18 protein-coding genes are annotated in these 15374 nt (G+C 61.9%); 11 read left to right on the top strand and 7 right to left on the bottom strand.

What is annotated here, in order from left to right; translation table 11 throughout:
* Positions 1-52: 52 nt before the first annotated feature.
* The 5 genes from K7431_RS22810 to K7431_RS22790 form a co-directional block, all read right to left on the bottom strand.
* On the bottom strand, positions 53-988 hold the full coding sequence (locus K7431_RS22810) for a glutathione S-transferase family protein (RefSeq protein ID WP_012722364.1): 936 nt from the start codon (positions 986-988) through the stop codon (positions 53-55).
* A gap of 75 nt (positions 989-1063) precedes the next feature.
* A complete protein-coding gene (locus K7431_RS22805; protein ID WP_012722363.1) occupies positions 1064-1339 on the bottom strand; it encodes a GIY-YIG nuclease family protein in 276 nt (91 codons plus the stop codon).
* A gap of 37 nt (positions 1340-1376) precedes the next feature.
* Entirely contained in the window at positions 1377-1847 is a 471-nt protein-coding gene (locus tag K7431_RS22800) for a nuclear transport factor 2 family protein (RefSeq protein ID WP_012722362.1), read from the bottom strand.
* A gap of 91 nt (positions 1848-1938) precedes the next feature.
* Entirely contained in the window at positions 1939-2574 is a 636-nt protein-coding gene (locus tag K7431_RS22795; protein ID WP_012722361.1) for a response regulator transcription factor, read from the bottom strand.
* Between the two features lie 183 nt (positions 2575-2757).
* Complete coding sequence (locus K7431_RS22790; protein WP_043204820.1) at positions 2758-3588, bottom strand: response regulator; 831 nt, start codon at positions 3586-3588, stop codon at positions 2758-2760.
* Positions 3589-3978: 390 nt separating this feature from the next.
* Here K7431_RS22790 and K7431_RS22785 point away from each other — a divergent pair, with 390 nt between their 5' ends.
* Genes K7431_RS22785 through K7431_RS22745 form a run of 9 tightly spaced genes read left to right on the top strand, consistent with a single transcriptional unit; the run spans position 3979 to position 12365 of the window.
* Positions 3979-4605, top strand: coding sequence for a DUF1120 domain-containing protein (locus K7431_RS22785; RefSeq protein WP_012722359.1), 627 nt, complete (start codon positions 3979-3981; stop codon positions 4603-4605).
* A gap of 34 nt (positions 4606-4639) precedes the next feature.
* On the top strand, positions 4640-5263 hold the full coding sequence (locus tag K7431_RS22780) for a DUF1120 domain-containing protein (RefSeq protein WP_012722358.1): 624 nt from the start codon (positions 4640-4642) through the stop codon (positions 5261-5263).
* 38 nt (positions 5264-5301) lie between these two features.
* Positions 5302-5922: a DUF1120 domain-containing protein gene (locus K7431_RS22775; protein WP_012722357.1), complete on the top strand. Its 621-nt coding sequence runs from the start codon at positions 5302-5304 to the stop codon at positions 5920-5922.
* A gap of 55 nt (positions 5923-5977) precedes the next feature.
* Positions 5978-6598, top strand: coding sequence for a DUF1120 domain-containing protein (locus K7431_RS22770; RefSeq protein WP_012722356.1), 621 nt, complete (start codon positions 5978-5980; stop codon positions 6596-6598).
* Positions 6599-6642: 44 nt separating this feature from the next.
* The gene (locus K7431_RS22765; RefSeq protein WP_012722355.1) at positions 6643-7269 is read left to right on the top strand and encodes a DUF1120 domain-containing protein; all 627 of its coding nucleotides are present in this window, start codon (positions 6643-6645) and stop codon (positions 7267-7269) included.
* 32 nt (positions 7270-7301) lie between these two features.
* On the top strand, positions 7302-8027 hold the full coding sequence (locus K7431_RS22760; RefSeq protein ID WP_043204818.1) for a fimbria/pilus chaperone family protein: 726 nt from the start codon (positions 7302-7304) through the stop codon (positions 8025-8027).
* A 51-nt stretch (positions 8028-8078) separates the two neighbouring features.
* Positions 8079-10550 (top strand): fimbria/pilus outer membrane usher protein, encoded by a 2472-nt coding sequence (locus K7431_RS22755; RefSeq protein ID WP_224265950.1) that lies wholly within the window; start codon positions 8079-8081, stop codon positions 10548-10550.
* Between the two features lie 6 nt (positions 10551-10556).
* Positions 10557-11702, top strand: a complete 1146-nt coding sequence (locus K7431_RS22750; RefSeq protein ID WP_012722352.1) for a DUF1120 domain-containing protein — start codon at positions 10557-10559, stop codon at positions 11700-11702.
* A gap of 24 nt (positions 11703-11726) precedes the next feature.
* Positions 11727-12365 carry a DUF1120 domain-containing protein gene (locus K7431_RS22745; RefSeq protein WP_012722351.1) on the top strand — a complete coding sequence of 213 codons (639 nt, stop codon included), beginning with the start codon at positions 11727-11729 and terminating at the stop codon, positions 12363-12365.
* Here the strand turns inward: K7431_RS22745 and K7431_RS22740 are convergent.
* A complete protein-coding gene (locus K7431_RS22740) occupies positions 12360-13625 on the bottom strand; it encodes a CynX/NimT family MFS transporter (RefSeq protein ID WP_012722350.1) in 1266 nt (421 codons plus the stop codon). The two genes, K7431_RS22745 and K7431_RS22740, sit on opposite strands and share 6 nt — an antisense overlap.
* Positions 13615-14274, bottom strand: coding sequence for a FadR/GntR family transcriptional regulator (locus K7431_RS22735; protein ID WP_012722349.1), 660 nt, complete (start codon positions 14272-14274; stop codon positions 13615-13617). Before K7431_RS22735 ends, K7431_RS22740 begins: the two co-directional genes overlap by 11 nt.
* 158 nt (positions 14275-14432) lie before the next feature.
* Here K7431_RS22735 and K7431_RS22730 point away from each other — a divergent pair, with 158 nt between their 5' ends.
* The gene (locus K7431_RS22730; RefSeq protein ID WP_012722348.1) at positions 14433-14744 is read left to right on the top strand and encodes a type II toxin-antitoxin system MqsR family toxin; all 312 of its coding nucleotides are present in this window, start codon (positions 14433-14435) and stop codon (positions 14742-14744) included.
* Positions 14741-15232, top strand: coding sequence for a type II toxin-antitoxin system MqsA family antitoxin (locus K7431_RS22725; protein ID WP_012722347.1), 492 nt, complete (start codon positions 14741-14743; stop codon positions 15230-15232). Before K7431_RS22730 ends, K7431_RS22725 begins: the two co-directional genes overlap by 4 nt.
* Positions 15233-15374 lie beyond the last annotated feature (142 nt).

The following is a 15374-nucleotide window of genomic DNA, read 5'->3' as shown; positions in this document are numbered from 1 at the left end:
CTACACGGTTGAGCGGTGGATTTACCTCACCTTTATTTGCAAATATTTTTCGTTAGTGCGCCTGAATGCGAAAGCCCATGCGTGGGAAATGCACATGCACGGTGCCCGCGCGCTCATCGCTACGGCGCAGGATCAGGGTTTCACGCCCGACAAACAGCAGCTCACCGGCCACGGGGTCAGTGCCGTAGTCGGTGGCCGAAAGGGTCACCAGCTGGCCGGCCTTGAAGCCATTCAAGTCCTCGAACACTTCATCGGGCAACGCCGCTGGGGTGGCGTTGCGCGCCACGTCCAAGGCGTGCTCGGCGCTCATCTCACTGGCGGTGCCATGACCAAAACTCAGTACCCGGTCGAGCCAGGCGGCGACGGCGGGATACGCGTCCACCAGCGGCGCGGTCACCGAAGAGCCTTTGAGGAACCACAACGGATGGGCCAGGGCAAAGTCGGCAATCGACGGCTCGCCGAACAGGAAATCCCCCGATTGGTGCTGCAACTGCTGGTCGATTCGGCCGACAATCGCCGGCCATTGATGCTTGGCCACCTCCAATTGCACCCGGGTCGCGGTGCCGCCACTGAACAGTTGGGTACGGTCGGCCACCAGCACCTGCAGCATGTGCGGCGGCACCTTGGCGAACTTGACCGCCAGGGATTCCGGCTGGAACACCAGCGCCACGGCATGGGAAAACACCACCGAATCGGCCCAGGCGGCGAAGCCCTGGGTCACCAATTCCAAACCCTGCGGAAACAGCGCCGGCCCGGACTTCTCCTGCTCCAGGCGCCGGGCGATCAACGCGGTGTCGCAGTAGATATCGGCGCCGACCTGCAACACCGGTGTCTTGCGATAGCCACCGGTCAAGGCGGTCAGATCAGGCTTGGGCATCACCGGTGGAATAAACACCGAGCGCCAGGACAAGCCTTTGAAGCCCAGCAGCAGGCGGGCTTTTTCAGCGAAGGGGGACTGCGGGTAGTGGTGCAGGATCAACTCAGACATGCCAGGCTCCGCTCAATAGATGAGCCACTAGCTTAGCCTGCGAAACCGCGCATGGGGGCGATGGGAACCCATCAGTCAAATCAATGAGCCGCTGGCCGCCAGGCACTCCTTGGCGCTCTTTTTCAGCTTTTTGATCAAGCGTTCCTGGCGCAGCGCCTCGCCCTTGCTCGCGCATTGCTCGGTGTACACCAGCGCCACGGCAGGGCTGGATAAAAAGAACCGCGCGCCCTTGCCGCTCTGGTGCGAGGCAAAACGGCGTACCGGGTCGTTGCTGATGCCGCAATACAGCGAACCATTGGCGGCACGCACCAGGTAGACGAACCAGGGCTTGGGTTCAGGAATATCAGTCACGGGTCAATGTCGGCAAACCAGAAGAGTGCCAATCTTATCAACGACTGGCCTGGAATGCCCTCAGCCCTTTGAGCGCCTGCGCGCGCACGGCGTTTTTCAGCGCAGGTGACCAGCCCAGCAACAGCCCCTTTACACCCAACGCCTGGCGCGACCAACGCCACAGGTCGAAGTGGTCGTGGTGTTCGCAGATCTTGCCGTCGCGAAACACAAACCGCGCGCCGATATCGTTGACCACCGTATTGCCGGTGGCGCTGAACAGGTAAGTCGCCACCCAGTGCGCGCTGCCGGTGGTCTCGTCGCTGCGCACGTGGTCGAACGTCAGGGAAAAGTCCTTGGCCCGCGTGGTGAGCATGCGCCACATATCACCGGCATCACGGCCACGCAGCTCGCCAAACGCCGGGTCGCTGAACACCACATCATCGGTGTAGCAGGCGGCCATGGCTTCGGCATCCAGGCGCTGAAAGGCTGTGTAAAACTCGCTGATCAAGGCGTTATGGGCATCACTCATGGGCAGGCTCCGCGTGAGGAAAAAGAGTAGGCGCACGATAAGCCGTCAACGCCGCCAAGGCTACTGACATTCGCCGGGTAAATAGCCCGCCTCAGGGCACCATGCCACTGCTGCGCGCATAGGCGAACAAATCGACATCGGTGGAAATGCACAGCCTGCTCATCGCGGTGCTTTTCTGCTTGCTGATGGTCGAGATACTGCGGTTGACCCGCGCCGCGATCTGGCTGACGGTCATGCCACTGGCGAGCATGCGCACCACCTCGCGCTCCTTGCCGGACAACTGCGGCATACCCTGCTGGTCACCGACACCCGCCTCCTCAAGTTGCAATCGCAGGCATTCGCTGACAAAGGTGTGCCCTTCACACACGGCCTTGATCGCCAGCGGCAGTTCCCTGGCCGATGCACTCTTGGCAACGATGGCGCGCGCGCCATGGGAGAACGAGGACCTCAGCGTGGCAACGTTGGCGAACATGGTGACCAGAATCACCGGCAAATCGGGGTGTTGTCGATGCAGCAAGCCCAACAACCCGTAGCCATCCGCCTGTTGATTACCCGGCATGGCAAAATCCGTCACCAAGACGTCGCAGGGTGTGCGCTGGACCAGCGCCAGCAATTGATCGGGTCCATCGGCCTCCCCCACGACTTTGCACTTTCCGTTGGCCTCAATGACCACTTTTTGACCAATACGTACGATGGGATGATCGTCAGCAATAATTACGCGAAGCATGGGCACCACCAGGATCGCCAATTGAGTCCGGGCAAAATAGCGCTGATGGCTTTCAGCCACAACCGCCGAAATCGGCGGTTTCCGGGCCTCAGCCAGCAATCAGTGAAACCCGACTTTAGGCCCACAGAAAAAACAGACGCCACCTACAGAATAGAACTACAAAGATGAGGGAAACTTCCTTCACTAAGCCTGAGGCCATAGCTCGGCCAGGCGCAGCAGGTAACGCCGCAAGTCGGCGTATAAAAGCCCAAGTGAGCGCGAGTTCGCCGCGACGCCCTCACACGCCACCGCAGTGATCAAGTGGGCGCCGCGGTCCTCCAATTGCCCGGCCCCCAAAAAGGCAAGACCACCCACCAACCGATGCAAGTGCCGGCTCGTCGCCGTCGCATCCTGTTTAAGGAGGGCGTCATCCAAGGCTGCCAGATCCGCCTGCGCCTCCTCCAACAAGCACCCCACCATGCGCTCTACCACTGCCGCACAGCCAAAGGTTTCTATCAGGGCCGCACGGGCGGGCCAGGTGATGGGCACGTCTTGAGCAACCGGCTCGGGTCGCTGGGTGTCCGCCTGGGGCACCCATAAGGTCAGGATTTCGCGCAGTTGTATCAAGGTCAACGGCTTGACCAGCCAGGCATTGATGCCGGCCTCCAGGCAGCGATGAATCTGGGCAGCCTCAAGGGTCGAGGTCAGGGCAATGATCGGCACCGGCGCGGTGTGGGCCAGGCGCTCACGACGGCGTACCTCACAAGCCAGGGCATAGCCGTCCATGACCGGCATCTGGCAGTCCGTGAGGATCAGGTCGAAGTGCCTGTCGATCATCGCCGTCAAAGCGGCCTGCCCGTCGTTCACCACTTCCCTGTCGACCCCCAGCTTATGCAGCATCCCACCCAACAGCATCCGATAGGCCGGATGATCTTCCACCACCAACACGCTCAATCCCTTGGGCCCCGAGGTCATTGGGCCGAGCGGCAGTGACGCAGAACCTGCGTTCCCACCGGGTGGGCTACCTGGCTGCATGATGACCTCGTTACGGAATGGACCGGCCAGGAATGAGCCATTACGCAGGTGCACTGTGCCGCCGCAACAACCCGAAAAAACAACTCAAATGGATTACATATTTAGTCAAATAATATTCTTTTGGATTATTTTTTAACCATGCAACAACTACGAAATATTCCCTCCTTACGCATAAATACGTCTTTATCTGACAGCCGGAGTCGCCACGAACCATTGTCGTATTTGTTGTATTTCCCCTATTGCAGGCACCCGATAAATTCCCCGGCGTCCTTCGAGGGCCCTCGCTCTCTTGGTGTTTGAGGCCTCTTGGACGGACACCCGCCTCCCAGTGAACGCGAACGTTATCGCCTGGGGAAATGCCCACGGCCTTGCACCGGAAATCATCAAAAAATGAGAAAGACCCTGACCGTAGTTGCCGCCACCTTAATGGCCTCGTCCTCTTGGCATACCTTTGCGGCAAGCAGCGTGGACCTCACCGTCACCGGGCTGATCACACCCAGCGCCTGCACGCCCGGCCTGTCCGGCGGTGGCGTGGTGGACCATGGAAAAATCTCGGCCAAGGACCTGAGTGCCACCGACCAGACCCTGCTCCCCGCCAGCACGCTGCAGATGGTTGTGAACTGTGACGCGCAAACCCTGTTTGCCTTGAAGGGCATCGAAAACAGCGTCGGCAGCACGAATCCGAACGGCTTTGGCCTGGGCCTGATCAACGGTAATCAGCCGCTGGGCCATTACACCTTGGAGCTGCTGAACGCTTCGGCCGACACCGCCGCCGCCACCACGCTCAAGTCCGTCGACGACGGTAAAACCTGGGACGCCATGGGCGGCGATGTCTGGTCGACCCTGAACCTGGCCAGCTTTGGCAATCAGTCCGGCGGCAACTGGGCGCCGATCCCGATCAAAGACTTGGCCGCCGACCTCAAGGTCTCGACGCTTATCGCGCCCGCCTCAGAACTGGACCTGACCAACGAAGTGCCGATCGATGGCAGCGCCACCCTTGAAGTGAAATACCTCTGAACCCTTTTTTCCTCAACCCGAGGCATCACCGAATATGGATGTTCGTACTTCGACCCTAGTGGTCACCTTGCTGATTGGCGTGACGTCGCAAACCGAGGCCGCCAGCAGCACCGACTTGGCCGTGACCGGCCTGATTATTCCGAGCGCTTGCAGCCCCAGCCTGTCCGGCGGCGGCGTGATCGACCACGGCAAAGTGGCCGCCCGCGACCTCAACCCAGACACTCACACGTCCCTGCAGCGTCAGGTGATGCGCCTGAATGTGCGCTGTGACGGGCCGACACTTTTCAGCCTGAGCACCCTGGATAACCGCGAAGGCACCTCGGCCATTCAGGACCGGTTTCATGGCCTGGGTATGACGGCCAACGACGAAAAACTCGGCAGCGCCTCCCTGAGGCTTTCTACAGCGGTGGCCGACACCGAAGCGGTGCGCACCATCGTGTCTACCGATGGCGGCGCCACCTGGATCGAAGGCACCTATTTGGGTCACACCGCGATGACCGCCGTGGCCTCGGCCACCGGCAGCCTCACCCCGATCGCCGTGCAGGAGCTGGATGCCGACGTGCGCCTCAACACCATGATCGCGCGTTCCGACAGCCTGACCCTGGTCGACGAGGTGCCCCTGGACGGTCACGTGACTGTTCAATTGCGTTACCTGTAATCCCTGATCCGTTCTCCCTACCCTGGACCCTGCTCACCATGAAACCTCTATCGCGCCTGCTCAGCTCTTGCCTGATGATCGGCTTCGCCGCACCGGCACTCGCTGCCTCCACCACCGACCTGACGGTCAAGGGGCTGATCGTGCCCTCGGCCTGCACCCCCTCCTTGTCGAGCGCAGGCCTTGTCGACCACGGCAAGATTTCGGTGGGTGACCTCAAACCCACCGCCGTCACCTACCTGCCGCCCGTCTCTGTGCAGCTGTCAGTGGATTGCGAAGCAAAAACCCTGCTTGCGCTGATGCCTACCGACAATCGCAAGGCGTCCGGAATCGGTCCCTACAACTATGGCATCGGCCTGGTCGACGGTAAAAAGCTGGGCGCCTATTCGCTGGTCTACGACAACGTCCTCGCCGATGGTGAGACGCCCAGAATGCTGATGTCCTGGGACAGCGGCACAACCTGGCAAAGCGCGGACGACAGCGATATGTGGGACTTCTTCCTGTCGGTCGGCGACGTGGCTGGCCCACGCATTCCGGTCCCGGTCCAAAACCTGAGCATGGACCTGTCGATCCGCACCTATATCCACCCCACCCAGAACCTGCCCGTGGCTCAAGAGATGATCATCGACGGCAGCGCCACCATCGCCGTGCATTACCTCTGAGCCCGAGCTCGCAAGCGTTTCACCCAACCCCCTGTATCCCTGGAGACCCACTGAAATGAACCTGTCCCCCCGCGTCCTCGCTACTGTTCTGCTGGCTATCGCCAGCCCATGGGCGGCTGCCGCGTCTACCGTCGACCTGACCGTCAAGGGGCTGATCGTGCCCTCGGCCTGCACGCCCACATTGTCCAACGCCGGCACCATCGACCACGGCAAGATCTCGTTCAAAGACCTCAACCCGACCACCCCGACCAACCTGAAAGCACAAACCATCGACCTGGCCGTGGCATGCGACGCCCAAACCCTGATGGCTCTGCAAACCACTGACAACCGTGCCGACTCAGGCATCCATGGCGGCTACGGCATTGGCCTGGTCAACGGCAACCAGAAACTGGGTTACTTCAACCTGACCATCGCCAAGGCCGTAGCCGATACCGTGGCCGCTGACTTCGTCTACTCCCTGGATGGCGACCGTTGGTTCTGGCAAGACATCAACGATGCATGGGTTGCCAATTACATGATCGCTCCCAGCCTGACCACCTTTGCCGCCCCCATTCCGGTGCAAAACCTGTCCGCGATGCTGACCGTCTACACCATCATCAATCGCAGTGACGCCCTGCCCGGTGGCACGGAAATCCCCATCGACGGCTCCGCAACACTGACCGTGCGCTACCTGTAACCCCTCGACCGCCCAGCCCGAATCACGCCAGGTAACTGATCGTCATGAATATGCTTCTCCGTTCGCTGGTACTCGCGTTTTTGCTCGTGGGTGTGCCGTTGACCTTTGCCGCCTCGGGCGTCGATCTGCAGGTTGAAGGCCTGATTACCCCCAACGCCTGTCTGGTGTCGCTGTCGGACGATGGCATGGTGGACCACGGCAAGATTCCGGCACGCCGACTCAACCTCGATGAGTTCACCGTGTTGCCGAGTTTCCCCATGGCGCTGGGCGTGAGTTGCAACGCAGCGGTGCTGTTCGCCCTCGTGGGCGTCGACAATCAAGCCGACTCGTCCCTGGCACCTGATTTTTTCTACGGGCTGGGCATGAACCACCAGGCACCCACCGAGCGGCTGGGCTCGGTGGCCCTGTCGCTGCGCGGCCCTGTAGCCGACGCACAACCGATGCAAACCTTGACCTCATCCGACCAAGGCGCCACCTGGCACGTGGAGCCCAACGCCTACCCGAACAGATTCATGGCCTTCGCCGTACCGGGCAGCCTGATACCCGTGCCCCTCAGGAACCTGGTGGTCAATCTGCGAGTGGACACCTCGATCAGTCCGGCCAACAACCTGACATTGAAGGAAGAAGTGCCCCTGGACGGCTTGATCACCCTGGAGTTGCGTTACCTGTAATCCGTGCTACTGACTATTTGGAGAACGTCTGCATGACCCCTTTATTCACTACTCTGCGTCGCTTAAGCGCCGCAGGTTGCACGCTGCTGGCCTGTTTCCAGACGCTGCCGGCTGCCGCTGACGGCATGGTGCCGGACACCTCGGTGGTGATCGTGCACGAGGAGGCCGGTGAAACCTCGGTAGCCGTCACCAACACCGACCCCGACTTGGCCCTGCTGCACGTCACCCTCGAGGACATTCCCCAGGACATTGAACCCTTGCTGTTCGTGACCCCGCCCCTGACCAGGGTGGAGCCCGGCAAGAGTCAACTGGTGCGGTTTATCCTGCAAACCAAACAACCGTTGACCACCCAACGCCTGAAACGGGTGGTGTTTGAAGGCATACCTGCCAACCGTAAACCCGCCAAGGCCGGGCATGCACGTGTAGGTGTCACGGTGCGCCAGAATTTGCCGGTGATCCTGCACCCCAAAGGCCTGGCCACCAACCGCACACCCTGGACCGACCTGAAATGGTCGCTGCAAGGTGAGCAACTGTGGGTGCACAACGACACACCCTACGTCGTGCGCCTGGCTCAGGAGCTGCAACTGTTGCCCGGCGACAACAGGGCACTGCTGCCGCGAGCCTATGTGCTGCCTGGGGAAAACATCCCGATCCAGGCAAACGCCGCGGGCGCCACCACCGTACGGTTTCAACCCGCCACCGTGTACGGCTTCGCGGTCAGCGCCTATGACGCGCCCCTGACACCTGCCCGGCCTTAGCCTCCTCAAGCACTAACCTGGGCCACCAGCGCCCACACCCGAGTGAGTTCTGTGAACACAGTCATGATTTGCCATGACGGCGAAGCCTTGCCCGTCATTCGGCCGCGCGCCCTGCGCCGTGGCCTGATCCACCCGGCAACCCGGTCCGTCATCCCGCTGGCCGGCGTCCTGTGGCTGGCAGAGGCCGTGGCCCAGCCAGCGGCAGCTACCTTCGACGCCACCACACTGCAACAACGAGGTATCGACCCGGGACTGGCCATGCTGTTGGTCCAGGCCCCGCGTTTCGGCGGCGGCAGTCATCCCGTCACGTTAAGTGTCAACGGCCGCCCGAAAGGACGGGTAAACGCCCACTTCACCGCGGACGGCGAACTGTGCTTCGACCAGTCGCTGCTGGATAAAGCCAACCTGCTCGGCACAGTGCCCGACAGCGACGAAACACTGCGCTGCCATGATTTCATGACGCGCTGGCCCACCACCCAGATCGAACAGGACACCGCCAACCTCGGCCTCTCGCTGATCGTACCCACCGATGCCTTGCGCCCCGTGGTGCGGGATTTTTCAGGCTATGAAACCGGTGGCTTCGCCGGCTTGATCAACTACGACCTGACCGGGCTGTACAGTCACTACGGCGATCAAACCAGTCGCTACGGCTCGGCCAATACCGAAGTCGGCTTCAACGCCGGTGACTGGATCGTGCGCAGCCGCCAAGTACAAACCTGGCAGGACGACGACTCGCGCACCACCCACCTGGAGGCCTACGCCCAGCGCACCTTTGCCCAGCAGCAACTGGTCCTGCAAGCCGGCCAGATCAACCTCTACAACCCGGTGCTGGCGGGCGCGCAGATCACTGGCGTGCAGGTACTCACCGAGCAGGCCCTGCAAGAAGAAAACCAGGGCTCGACCATTGACGGCATCGCCTACAGCCAGGCCCAGGTGGAGGTGCGGCAGAACGGTGCGCTGATCCACTCCACGGTGGTGCCGGCCGGGCCGTTTTCCCTCAGTGATGTCAGGCGCCTGGACAGCCGTTCGGACGTCGAAGTCACCGTCAAGGAGATAGACGGCAGCGAGCGCCGTTTCACTGTGCCGGCGGCCATGCTCGGCGTGGGCCTGCCCGCGCCCGGGTATTCCGTAGCGGCGGGCCGGGTGCGCGATATCAGCCACGACCAAAGCGCCGAGCCCTGGGTGGTCAGCGCCGGCTGGAGCGGCGGCGTGCTGCCGGGCGTGAACCTGGCCGGTGGCAGCTTGCTCGCCGACAGCTATCAGGCCGCCGGCATCAGCCTGGGTACCCAACTGTGGACCAACGCCGACGTGCAGGCCTCATTGACCGCTACCGACGCGCGCCGCCACACACAACGACGAGGCATACAAACCGATCTATTGCTGTCGCAACAGCTGAACGATCGCTGGTCGTTCTACCTCGGCACATCCCAGCGCACCGAGGGCTATCGCGAGTTACAAGAAAGCATCGCCGAGCGCTACGCCGACGAGCGCAATCAGCGTTATCGCGACCAGCAAAGCGCCGGCGTGGCCTGGTCCCACCCCTGGATGGGCGCCTTCAGCACCGGCTACTCGCGCTCGACCTTGTTCGACGGACGCAACAGCAGCCGTGCGCTGGCCACCTGGGGCACGCGCGTCGGCAATGTCTCGGTGTCGGCCAGCGCCGAATGGCAAGTCAGCGGCAGCCAGGGTCGCGACGACAGCCTCTACCTGAACCTGAGTATTCCCCTGGGCGAAAACCGTCGCGCCCGCACCTGGCTGCGCAACTCCGGTGGCGAACACCGCATCGGTGTCGGGCTCAACGAGCAGCTCAATGATCAACTGAGCTACCGCGCCGGCGTCGAGCGCGACTCCCGTGACCGGCAAGTGCAATCGAGCCTCGGGGTTTCGGCGCTGCCGCGCTATACCCAGCTGGACCTGAACTACAGCCGCGATGACGCCGAGCGTGACAGCTATCAAAGCAGCGCCCGCGGTGCGGTAGTGATGCATGGCGACGGTGTGACATTGTCACCGTACCCGGTGCGCGACACGTTTGCCGTGCTGTCGGTGGCGGACATTTCCGGGATCAAGGTCAACACCCCCAGCGGCCCGGTGTGGACCGACTGGCAAGGCCAGGCCGTCGTGCCGCAGGTATCGGCCTATAGCCGCACCGCCGTGGAAGTTGAAACCCGCACCCTGCCGCGCAATGCCGACATCAACAACGGTCTGGCACAGATCACGGCCGGACGCGGTGCCGTCGACCGCGTCGACTTCGGCGTCAGCCTGACACGCCGCGCCCTGCTCTCCGTCACCACCGTGGACGGCAAACCACTGCCCAGGGGCGCCTCCGTCAGCAGTGCCAACGGTGAGTTCATCACCCTGGTCCAGGACGGTGGCCAGGTATTCCTGACCAACGCGCTGGAGCAACCGTCACTGTGGGTCAAGGCGCCAGGGCAGCCACCGTGCGAAGTGCACTACCAATTGCAGGCCAAGCCTGACACCCAGTCGTACTACGAAACCGCTGCGGCCCAGTGCCGTACCCCTTGAGGAGCAATGCCTGTGATTTCCCGTTTGTGTCGCCCGCTGGCCGGGCTTGTATGGCTGGCCGGGGTAGCCCTCGGCACCCCGGCGCTGGGCGATGAATGCCGGTTGAGCCTGAGCCAGTCGTCCGTGGATTTCGGCCAGTTCAATCGAAGCGTGCAAAGCACCCCGGCAACGCAATACCCGGTGGGGGAGCAACACCTGAGCCTGACCCTCGCCTGCGATCACGTCACGGACATGAGCCTGTTCTACAACGCCGTGAGCAACGGGGCGGAACGCTTTCGTTTTGCCGAGCACGGCGAATATGCCTTGCGACTGCGCAACGGCGTGTTGGACGGGCAAGCGGTGGAGCTGGGCGTGATCGCCGGTCAGGGCCAGCCGCCCGGCGAAATCGCCGCACAGTTGGCTTGGCGCCCTACCGTGGGTGTGGTGCCGGTGCGCGCAGGTGCGCCGGTGCAGGGTAAGACCTTCTCCGTGCAACTGGACATCAGTGCCTGGGCCGAGGAACCGGCACTGCGGGTCCGCGAGGCGCTCGTCTGGGAAACCTCCGGGGTGTTCGAAGCGTCGGCCAGGGCCGCCAGCCGCGAATTGCAATTGCGCGCCACCTTCGCCCCGACCGCCTGTGAACTGAGCCTGTCAGGCGGGGGGGTGGTGGACTTTGGCCGGATTTCACGCAACGACTTGAACAGCGGGCAATCGACGCGCCTGCCGTCCAAGTCACTGATGCTCAACCTGGGTTGCGATGCCCCGACGCGGTTCGCCTTGCGCATGCAAGACAATCGCGACGGCAGCGCCACGGTCAACAGCGAGATTTACTACGGCCTGGGCCTGGACCAGAGCGCCAACCGCATCGGCCTGTACTCATTGGTCTTCGACCCCACCGACGCCTCAGCCGACAGTTTCCCGCGCCTGTATCGCACCGACTCCACCACCGCCGGGGTGGCCTGGAGCCTCAGCAACGCCAGCCCCTTGCCGGTGGGTGCCAACAGTTACCTGGGTTTCAGCCCGATCGGCGGCAGCCAGGCGGGCCCGGTCGCCATTCAACATCTGTCGAGTCGGGTGACCGTGGAGGCGGTCATCGCCCCGACCAACACCCTGGACCTGAGCAGCGACGTGGTGCTCGACGGTTCGGCCACCCTGGAAGTCATCTACCTCTAACCCTGCCCCTACAAGGACATCACGATGAAGCTCTATCGATTTTTCCTGCCGTTGCTCGTGAGTTCACCCGCCTTTGCGGCCTCGATCACCGACCTGACCGTCCGCGGCCTGATCACCCCGACCGCCTGCACACCGGGGCTGTCCAGCAGCGGATTGGTGGATTACGGCAAAATATCCCAGCAAGACCTCAAGCCCGACCGAGGCACCCGTCTGCCGATCAAACAGTTGCTGGTGACCGTCAACTGCGAGGGGCTGAGCCGCTTCGCCTTGCGCATGCGCGACAACCGCGATGGTACAGCCAACGTCAACAGCGAGATTTACTACGGGCTGGGACTGGACGGCAGCGGCAATCGTATCGGTGTGTACTCCCTGAGCTTCGATCCGAAGTTGACCGATGTCGACGCCCTGCCGGTGGTGTATGGCACCGAGTCCACCACGGGTGGCCTTGGCTGGCGCACCGCCAATACCAACCCTATCGACATTGGCGCCAGAAGTTACCTGGGGTTCACCGATACCGAGGGCAGCACCGCAGGCCCCACGGCGATCCGCAACCTGAGCAGCACGGTGAACATCCAGACGGTGATCAGCGCCAAGCAGAACCTGGACCTGAGCCGGGACGTACTGATTGACGGCTCGGCCACCATGGAGGTGATCTACTTATAGGCGTTCACTGGTGACCTGCACATACAACGCCCTCCCGGCACCGAGGCCGGCGAGGATCGCACCCAGGCCGAGCACCGCAAAGATCCAGCCCACTGCGTTCCAGCCGCCGGTCCAGTCATGGACCAGCCCGACTGCAAACGGCCCAAGGGACGCCAGGGTGTAGCCAAAGCCCTGGGCCATGCTCGACAGGTTGGCGGCCACATGGGCGTCGCGCGAACGCAGCACGATCAAGGTCAGCGCCAGGCTGAAGGTGCCGCCCTGACCCAGGCCGAGCAAAATCGCCCAGCCCCACAAGCCGTCGAGGGGTGCGTACAAGCAACCGAACAGCCCGCCAAGGGTCAGCAGCATGACCAGCACAATTGCCAGGCGCTGGTCCTTGCCTCGGGTGGCCAGCCACGGTGCGGCCAGGGAGCTGAACAATTGCACGATGATGGAGCCCGATAGCGCCAACCCGGCTTCAGTGGCACTCAAGCCGCGGCCGATCAGGATCGACGGCAACCAGCCAAACACGATGTACGACAAGGATGATTGCAGGCCCATGTACAAGGTCACCTGCCAGGCCAGCGGGTCACGCAGCAACCCCTTCACGCGGTAAGCGACGTGATGGGCACCGTGCTTTTGCCCGACTTGCGGCAACCAGAACAGCATCGCCACCAGGGCCGGCAGCGCCCAAAAGCCAAGGCCGATGTTCCAGCTGTCGCCGAAGGCCTTGCTCAGCGGCACCGTGGCACCGGCGGCCAACGCAGCGCCCAGGCACAACGCCATGGTGTAGACGCCCATCATGGCGCCCGCCTTCTTGGGGAAATCGCGCTTGACGATACCCGGCAGCAACACGCCGATGACACCGATGCTCGCACCGGCGAGCAGGCTGCCGGCAAACAGCCCGACTTCACCGACCAAACTGCGCAGGATGATCCCGGCAGCCAACGTCAACAAGATCCCCAGCACCACGCGCTCAGCGCCAAAGCGCCGGGCCAGGACCGGCGCCAGCGGCGCGAACAGGCCCAGGCACAGCACCGGCAAGGTCGTCAGCAAGCCGGCTTTGGCCGCTGACAACCCCAGGCTCTGTGAGACATCAGCCAGCAGCGGCGCCAGGCTCGACAGCGCCGGGCGCAGGTTCAGCGCCACCAGGATCAGGCCGAGCAACAACAACCATGGGCGGCGCACCAACGGCTGGCTGTGCTGGACAACCTCATCGTCCGCTTCGGCGTCGATCAAGAGTTCGTCGAGTTCAGGTGTGCGCTTGGCTTCAAGGTTCATTGATCAACTGCCGGCAGAGGGATTTGGCGCGTTCCGGGTCTTGGTTTTCCACGGCGTCGAGCAGGGCAATGTGCAGGTCGAATACGGCCTGGCGACGCGGTGAAATGTTCAGGGTCTGGCGCAACTGGGCAGCGACGATGCGGGAGAAATACTGGTACAGCTCGCTCAACGCGGGGTTGTGCGCCGCGTCTACCAAGTGTTTGTGAAACACCAGGTCAGCACTGATGTAGGCCTCCAGATCACCGTGATAAAGCTCGCCGCTGGTTTCGAGCGCCTCGCGCAACGCGTTGAGGTCATCCTCGGTACGGCGCAACGCCGCAAGCCCGACGGCCTCTACTTCGAGAATCTGCCGCGTCTCCTGCGCTTGCTCCAGGGTGCAGTGGGATAACGCGCGCATGGCGCCCAGCGGGTCGGTCATGGAACGCAAATAACTGCCGTCGCCCTGGCGGATCTCGATCAAGCCGGAAAACGCCAACACGCGCATGGCCTCGCGCACGGTGTTGCGGCTGATACCTAACTCAGCGGACAGCTCCGGCTCGGTGGGCAGGCGTTCACCGATGGCCCATCGGCCTTCAGTGATGCGCAGGCGTAACTGCTCAAGGGCCTGGTCGACCAGGGAGCGTTTGATCAGCGGGGCGATGTCTGTCATGGGTTCAGCGCTTTCGTCCAATCATAGGATGAATTTTCCTACAGGCTATTCGGAGTTGCCTACAAAGGCAACGCACTAGGGTTCTTGGGTGGGTAAAGGAGCAGTATTTTCGATTGGTAAAATTACCCTTTGAGGGTAATTATGGACTCAGGTGTCTTATGGAAAAGTACACACCTCATTACGATTTGGCGGTGATAAAGGCGGATGTGAGGCGGCTTGGCAGCAGGGCGTTCACGAGGACAGCAAAGGAGTCCGGCGAGAAACTCGGCTTTAGTATCGAGGGAATGCAGATCGTGATTTACGAGTTACAAAACAGGATGTTGTACAAGTCGATGACTGCCTACGGCAATCATCGAATGTGGCAGGACGTGTACCACACGCAAGTGAAAGATCGGGAGATTTACATCAAGGTCACTTACTCCTTAGACGGTGCCCCTCCGGTGATCTCCTTCAAGGAGAAAAACGTATGAAGGTAAAAGATTGCTACATTTGTGGCGCTCCCAGAGGATTGACCTATTTCGAGGGCCGCAGCGAAACCATCAGCATTAAAGGTATGGACCGCCGGGTCGACGAACTTTCAGGGTGGGAGTGCAAAGTATGCGGTGATGGTTTCTGGGACCCAGACAACGACAGTACCGACCGCTACGATGCAGCAAAAGATGCACTGACACTCGCCGCCCGAAAAATGATCGGCACCGAAATGAAACGTACCCGTCGCAAACTGCACCTTACCCAAAAGGAAGCCGTGGAATTACTGTCCGGTGGCGGCCACAACGCATTCTCTCGCTACGAACGTGGCGAGTTGCTTGCCCCTAAACCGTTGGTGCTGCTGATGCGGCTTTTGGATCGTCACCCACATTTGCTTGCGGATGCGAAAATCCTGGCAGAAGGCGCTGATTTGCGTGGCGCCTTCACCTACACCGTGAACGACGAAGCACAAGCACTCAAGGTGTCCTAACCCCAAAAAATAAACCCGGCACCAGGCCTAATGCCAGTCAGTTAAGAAGCAGCATGAGCGAAAAGTAACCCGTGGCGAGGGAGCTTGCTCCCGCTGGGTCGCGAAGCGGCCCCAAAAATGGGGCTGCTGCGCAGTCCAGCGG

The sequence above is a fragment of the Pseudomonas fluorescens group sp. genome (assembly GCF_020093335.1).
GTDB lineage: Bacteria > Pseudomonadota > Gammaproteobacteria > Pseudomonadales > Pseudomonadaceae > Aquipseudomonas > Aquipseudomonas petroselini.
Note: the sequence above shows the minus strand (reverse complement) of the source record. Positions and strands in the feature narration are given on the sequence as shown.